The organism is Xenorhabdus sp. Sc-CR9 (genome assembly GCF_963897815.1).
Taxonomy (GTDB): domain Bacteria; phylum Pseudomonadota; class Gammaproteobacteria; order Enterobacterales; family Enterobacteriaceae; genus Xenorhabdus.
In genome coordinates, this window is the sequence record NZ_CAWQTY010000009.1 from 1 (window position 1) to 6109 (window position 6109).

Annotated in this window: 6 protein-coding genes and 1 pseudogene; 4 read left to right on the forward strand and 3 right to left on the reverse strand. The window is 43.9% G+C overall.

From position 1 onward, the window contains the following. Positions 1-565: 565 nt before the first annotated feature. The 3 genes and pseudogenes from AACQ81_RS00365 (at position 566) to AACQ81_RS00375 (ending at position 4241) form a co-directional block, all read left to right on the forward strand. The gene (locus AACQ81_RS00365; protein ID WP_237388339.1) at positions 566-1618 is read left to right on the forward strand and encodes a PDDEXK nuclease domain-containing protein; all 1053 of its coding nucleotides are present in this window, start codon (positions 566-568) and stop codon (positions 1616-1618) included. Between the two features lie 824 nt (positions 1619-2442). Next, positions 2443-3168 (forward strand): annotated as a pseudogene (locus tag AACQ81_RS00370) (transposase); the annotation flags it as partial. Between the two features lie 68 nt (positions 3169-3236). Then, the gene (locus tag AACQ81_RS00375; RefSeq protein WP_237388340.1) at positions 3237-4241 is read left to right on the forward strand and encodes an IS110 family transposase; all 1005 of its coding nucleotides are present in this window, start codon (positions 3237-3239) and stop codon (positions 4239-4241) included. A 242-nt stretch (positions 4242-4483) separates the two neighbouring features. On the opposite strand, the gene tnpA is transcribed toward AACQ81_RS00375, so the two are convergent. Further along, positions 4484-4741, reverse strand: coding sequence for an IS66 family insertion sequence element accessory protein TnpA (gene tnpA / locus AACQ81_RS19630; protein ID WP_443089578.1), 258 nt, complete (start codon positions 4739-4741; stop codon positions 4484-4486). A 71-nt stretch (positions 4742-4812) separates the two neighbouring features. Between tnpA and AACQ81_RS19635 the strand changes: the two genes are divergently transcribed. After that, complete coding sequence (locus AACQ81_RS19635; RefSeq protein ID WP_443089579.1) at positions 4813-4929, forward strand: DUF7706 family protein; 117 nt, start codon at positions 4813-4815, stop codon at positions 4927-4929. A 50-nt stretch (positions 4930-4979) separates the two neighbouring features. Here AACQ81_RS19635 and AACQ81_RS00380 read toward each other — a convergent pair whose 3' ends face one another. Both AACQ81_RS00380 and AACQ81_RS00385 read right to left on the reverse strand, forming a co-directional pair. Continuing rightward, positions 4980-5279: a hypothetical protein gene (locus AACQ81_RS00380; RefSeq protein WP_041982252.1), complete on the reverse strand. Its 300-nt coding sequence runs from the start codon at positions 5277-5279 to the stop codon at positions 4980-4982. Positions 5280-5596: 317 nt separating this feature from the next. Continuing rightward, on the reverse strand, positions 5597-5995 hold the full coding sequence (locus tag AACQ81_RS00385) for an RHS repeat domain-containing protein (protein ID WP_272903129.1): 399 nt from the start codon (positions 5993-5995) through the stop codon (positions 5597-5599). Positions 5996-6109 lie beyond the last annotated feature (114 nt).

Genomic DNA, 6109 nt, shown 5'->3' on the forward strand with positions numbered 1-6109 from the left:
GGGGGTCTTCAAGTGAGGCAAAATGCTGTAACAAAGGGCTGACAGAGGACATAAGGGTTGACTTTAAAAGCAGCATAACGACATGAAACTCAATCATTGTCAATGAATTTTAGATGCGATTGCCCTGGGGGTCAATGTGTAATTCTGTTGTCATGTTGATGATGTGTGCTGTTGTGTAGTGTGTAATATTCATGTTGAAATAATTCCCTTTGGTAGATAAACCCTATGAAATATAAGGGTAAAAATTACTAAAACCGAAAACTTGCCACATTTAAGATAACTCATTCTGATTGTATGCTTATCAATATTCACCTTTGTAATGAATAATTTTAATGTGCAAATCCGCGCTATCCCTTTTCTCTGTCAGAAAATATCTTTTGGTAACTATACCAATGTAAATATATGTAATAAGTATTGTAACTATTTGTAATTAAATTTCTGTGCGGCCGATAAGATTCTGTCTGTTTTGATGGGGTTTTTATGCTAAGCTAATCAAAATGGTCTAACATGGGATAATGGGAGAAAGCATATTCTGTTTATAAATAATTAAAAAAGATAGTAGATTATGACATTAGAACTACAAGTTTATACCTCATTACTCATTGATGTAAAAGAACGTATCCACTGCGGCCAGTTGAGGGCGGTTCAAGCCGTAAATACGGAACTCATTCAAATGTATTGGGACATTGGTCACATACTCCATCAGCGCCAAATGCTACAGGGATGGGGTGCGGGGATCATTCCTAAACTAGCACGAGATATTGCTAATGAGTTACCTGAAGTAAAAGGTTTCTCCGAACGAAATCTAAAACGGATGCTGCGGTTCTACCGAGAATACGCCTTTCTATCAAATGGAAATGAAAAAGCCACTTCGGCAATTGTGCCACAGGTTGTGGCACAATTGCCGTGGGGACACAATATCCTTCTTATTGAGAAGATAAAAGATCAAACTGAGAGATTTTGGTATGCAGAACAGGTGCTGATACAGGGTTGGAGCCGTGAATCTTTGTTACAAATGATAAAAAATAATGCCTATACCCGGCAAGGTTCAGTTGTGAATAACTTCAAAAATCTGCTGCCTGTCTTTCAATCCGAGTTGGTACAACAGACCTTAAAAGATCCTTATATTTTTGATTTTCTCACTCTGTCAGAACCCTTTAAAGAACGTGAATTGGAAACGGAGCTGCTCAAACACCTTGAAAAATTCCTGCTTGAACTTGGCGAAGGTTTTGCTTTTGTTGGGCGACAATATCCCATAACTGTAAGCGAACAAGATTACTATATCGATTTACTCTTTTACCATTTGAAGCTGAGAGCTTTTGTTGTTATTGAACTGAAGCGAGGAGAGTTTAAACCTGAACATGCTGGTAAGATGAATTTTTATTGTTCTGTGGTCGATGACAAGCTGCGACATCCTACCGATCAACCTACTATTGGTTTGATTTTGTGCCAAACTAAGGATCGGATATTGGCGGAATACTCATTACGTGGAATACAAAAACCCATTGGCATTTCAGACTATGAGTTAACCCGCGCCTTACCAGAAGACTTGAAATCCAGTTTACCTAGTATTGAAGAGCTAGAAGCCGAACTTAGCCATAAAGATGGAGACAGCTAGGTTAGAATAAAATGCGTGCATTACCCACAATAGAAATTGCAACACCATGTAGACGTTTGGTTGATTCACTGTTAAGGTGCTTAGAAAATCGGGGCTATTCGAAGTATGAAAAAGAGAGATAGCTATTACATCTCTCTCAGCCTACCGACAGGACACTGTTTTTCTACCCGGAACTTTATTTTAATCAAATTTAGTTCGCCAGACGGTACTTGCTGCCATGTTAAGAACACCGCCTCTTCAAACTTTTCCCCCTGTAACGTTCTTATTTGATGGCCTCACGCCTCAAAATCACCTGATACGCAAAGTTGATTCCTTATCACTTATTCATCCCATTACGACACACTCGAACCCACAACGCTCAATACAGGTAATGCAACCATCAGTACAGATATTATCAACGGTGTGCCAAAGTGGGAGAAAGATGGTAAATCAATCTTAGGTGTGTCGAAACGGGAAGCTATTAGAGGCTGAATAAGGTATTCCGGATAGACACATCACCTTCTATCTTGAAAATTGATGCCTTATCACTCATTTATCCCATTACAACACACCCGCCACCCACAATGATCGGTGCAGATAATGCACAACCATCAGCGCAGACATGATTAGCAGTGTGTCGTAGCGGGAAAAGGTGACAAATCAATCTCAGGTGTGTCAAAACGGGATAACCGCTGAATCAGGCATTATAAATAACCATATTACTTTTTATCTTGAAAATTGAAGTCTTATCACTCATTCATTCGGTAATCCTCCCTAAATACCGGAGTGTTCATAAGTAGCATTTTCTCATACAACTATAATGTCTTAGAGGAGATTGAAACCTTATGAAAAAGTCACGTTTTACTGACAGCCAAATCTTAACCATTCTGAAACAGGCTGAAGCTGGTGCTCCCGTGCCAGAACTGTGTCGTGAACACGGCATCAGCAGTGCCAGCTTTTACAAATGGCGAGCCAAATATGGAAGAATGGACGCCTCTCTAATGACTCGCTTGAAAGAACTGGAAGAAGAGAACCGACGCCTTAAAAAATGTATGCTGAAGAGCGACTAAAAGCCGAGATTATTCAGGAAGCCATGGTAAAAAAGTGGTAAAGCCTGCTCAGCGTCGACAGATGGCAAAAAACGCGGTTGAGCAGAAGTCCATTAGCATTCGTCGGGCGTGTCGGATCTTTCGGATCAGTGAAAGCAGTTATCACTATAAGGCCGATTATCTTCATAAAATCAGCAGATTGCGGAATAGTTACTCACAATAACAGCACAACAACGTAACTGGGGATTCGGGCTTTGCTACCTTTATTTACGCAACGTGAAAGGATTTCATTGGAATCATAAGCGGGTTTACCGAATTTATTGTGAACTGGCTCTGAACAAACGCATAAAGCCTAAAAAACGCTTAAAGCGCGAACAACCTGAACCGTTGAAAGTCCCTGACACCCCGAATGAAAGTTGGTCAATGGATTTTATGCATTATCAGTTATCCGATGGGCGCTCAGTGCGTTTACTCAATATCATTGATGATTTTAATCGCGAAGCCCTGACGATTGAGGTGGATAATGAGATGGTCCCCACCCCCCTGTGAGCGGTATGCTGGCAGGGTGTTTCTTTCAGGAGAAGGCCATCATGCAAAACGTTACGCTTATTGGTATTGATCTCGGCAAACATTCTTTCCACGTTCACTGTCAGGACAAATCAGGAAAGGCCCTGCTGCGTAAAAAATTTACCCGCGCCAGACTGATGGAGTTTTTAGCGGGATCGCCATCAGCGACTGTTGTCATGGAAGCCTGCGCCGGTGCTCACTTTATGGCTCGCCGGATCGCTGCTTTTGGTCACGAAGCGAAGCTGATTTCTCCACAATTTGTCCGTCCTTTTGTAAAGAGCAACAAGAACGATTTTGTGGATGCTGAAGCCATATGCGAAGCTGCATCCCGTCCCTCCATGCGATTTGTGCAACCACGAACAGAGGCGCAACAAGCTATGCGCGCCCTGCATCGGGTCAGGGAATCACTGGTCAGAGACAGGGTTAAAACCACTAATCAGATGCAGGCTTTTTTACTGGAATTTGGCATCAGTATGCCGATCGGAACCGCCGTGATAAAAAGACTTTCAACCGTCCTGGCAGAGAACGCACTTCCTCCCTATCTGGCACAGTTGCTGATGCGTTTACATGCCCATTATCTTTACCTTGTCGAACAGATCACCGAGCTTGAGACGGCACTGGAGCAGGAGCTGAGACGTGATGAAACAGGACAGCGTCTTCAGACAATACCGGGCGTGGGTCCGATAACTGCCAGCGTCTTATCATCGCAGCTGGGCGATGGTAAGCAGTATGGCTGTAGCCGGGATTTTGCTGCTTCAACCGGTCTGGTACCACGCCAGTACAGCACGGGCGGCAAAAATACGCTCTTAGGGATAAGTAAACGCGGAGACAAAAATCTGCGACGGTTACTTGTCCAGTGCGCCAGGGTCTTTATCCAGAGAATCGATTATCAGTCAGGAAGACTGGCTGAATGGGTAAAGGCTCAGCTTGAGCGAAAACACTCAAATGTTGTGGCCTGTGCGCTGGCCAACAAATTAGCCCGGATAGCCTGGGCAATCACAACACGGCAAACGGTGTTCGAAAGGTAACGACGCCGCCAGTCTGACGGGCAGGTTAATCGTTAATTAAAGCAGTTCCCAATCTGGTTTTGCGAAGACTGATTATTGATGACATGAACGGCTTATCGACCTGATAGAATCCTGACATAAAAAATGGCTCTCTGAAGCCGTGCGGATTTTTAGGCTTATCAGGTGCGGAACTCATCGGGGCGCGGGCATCCCTGCCCATAGTGACGCCGGATAGATTTAAGCAAGCCAACATCAATCAAAAATCAGTGTTGCAAAAAAGGTGGGGACCATAGATTTTTCTGAGCGGTGCTGACTTGAATAAAAGCAGACGAGGCAGCTGGCTCAGACCGCTTTTCCGGTGGATGGGAGGCACGTTGGCGGTGGTGATAGAACCGGGTGGTCGACACCCCGATTTTTTGGCAAAACTGCGGGACCGTCAGTTCAGATTTTTTCTGTTGTTCAAACAGATCCCGCCACTCGGCTTGAGTAAACCTAGATTGGCTCATGTGGGCTTTTTCCATAATAAGAAGAAGTGAGGCTATTTTAATCAGCAAATTTACCTTGGCTAGGTGGGGTTCCCCGTACGCTTACGCTGAGCTGGGCGGAGATACGCGCCTGTGCGGTAAATGACAATGAAGCCTGGCTGATTAAGGATGCGATCGGGCGGTTACAGTCGGCGCTGGCCTGGCACGGGTACTCGCCACGGTAAATAAAAAAGCCGGAAGATCACGGGGATCTTCCGGCTGATTTCAAGGTTTACTAATCACCGCTTATTCTAATAAAACTGATTTCTTTTCCGTTTATTTTTTCAATGATCTTATGCAGCTCATCTTTTCCTTCAATGATTCTGTCTTTCATTTCAGACAATTCGTGAATAAAAGAACTGGCATCCTTGTTCTTCAATAAACAATCAGTTTTATAGTAATCCTTAATCTTTCTTAAATTCTTTGCACTACTCCATCTGGTTGAAGAGGAGAATATATTTGAATGTAGGGTTTCGCTCATAACAACATGAATAATTTCATTATTTTTTGTCGTAAAATGTATATCTAGTCCCATAATATCCTCAAAAAATCACATCGGTTGGCTTAAGATCTTTAAACACACTTTGCGGGAATGCCGTAACTAGATCACCATTTGATTCAGTCACAACCCTTACTTTATTCAACATTTCCCCCTCTGGGGTTATACCTACATCCCTTTTCAAAGTTTTTTCATATATAAAACGATCACCATCGCGAATAACTCTATCTGGCTTACGGAATACATTCCTTATGGTTGATTTGACATCAGCATTATTGAGAGTCCACTTACTCTTGTGTGACCAGCCAGGAACGTTACCAACATGCCTATCCTTAACATGCTGAACACCATCTTTAGTTAGGTTGATTTTTTTTAGGCGGGGTTGGACAAGGTGCTAACCCGAATGGGTCGATCCAACTGGTTGGGTTAAGGACGTATGAATAGGGATTAAAACCACCTTGTAAGCCAATCGGATCCGGTGTCAGGTAACAACTGGCCACTGGCGAGTAATACCTAAACCGGTTGTAGACCAGCCCGCTTTCCTCATCCAGCCACTGGCCGGCGAATTTTAAGCCCGGGTTCAGTTCCGCATTTTCCCCCAATACCCCCAGACGCAGCCCGTACAGGCTCTGCGGCGGCCGGCGCCAGACACGGTGGCCTTGCGGGTCAAACAGCGCCAGCGGTTCTCCGGTCGGGGCACAGACAGCATATTGCGTCTGCACCTCACCGGCAATCAGTTTGTAGTAGTACATTAAATCCGGACACCTCAAAAGCCTGCTAATGTTATTAACATGACAATGAGGTATGACAATGAAATTGAAACCGACCAAACGCCACTATTCCGTTGAATTTAAGCTGGAAGCGGT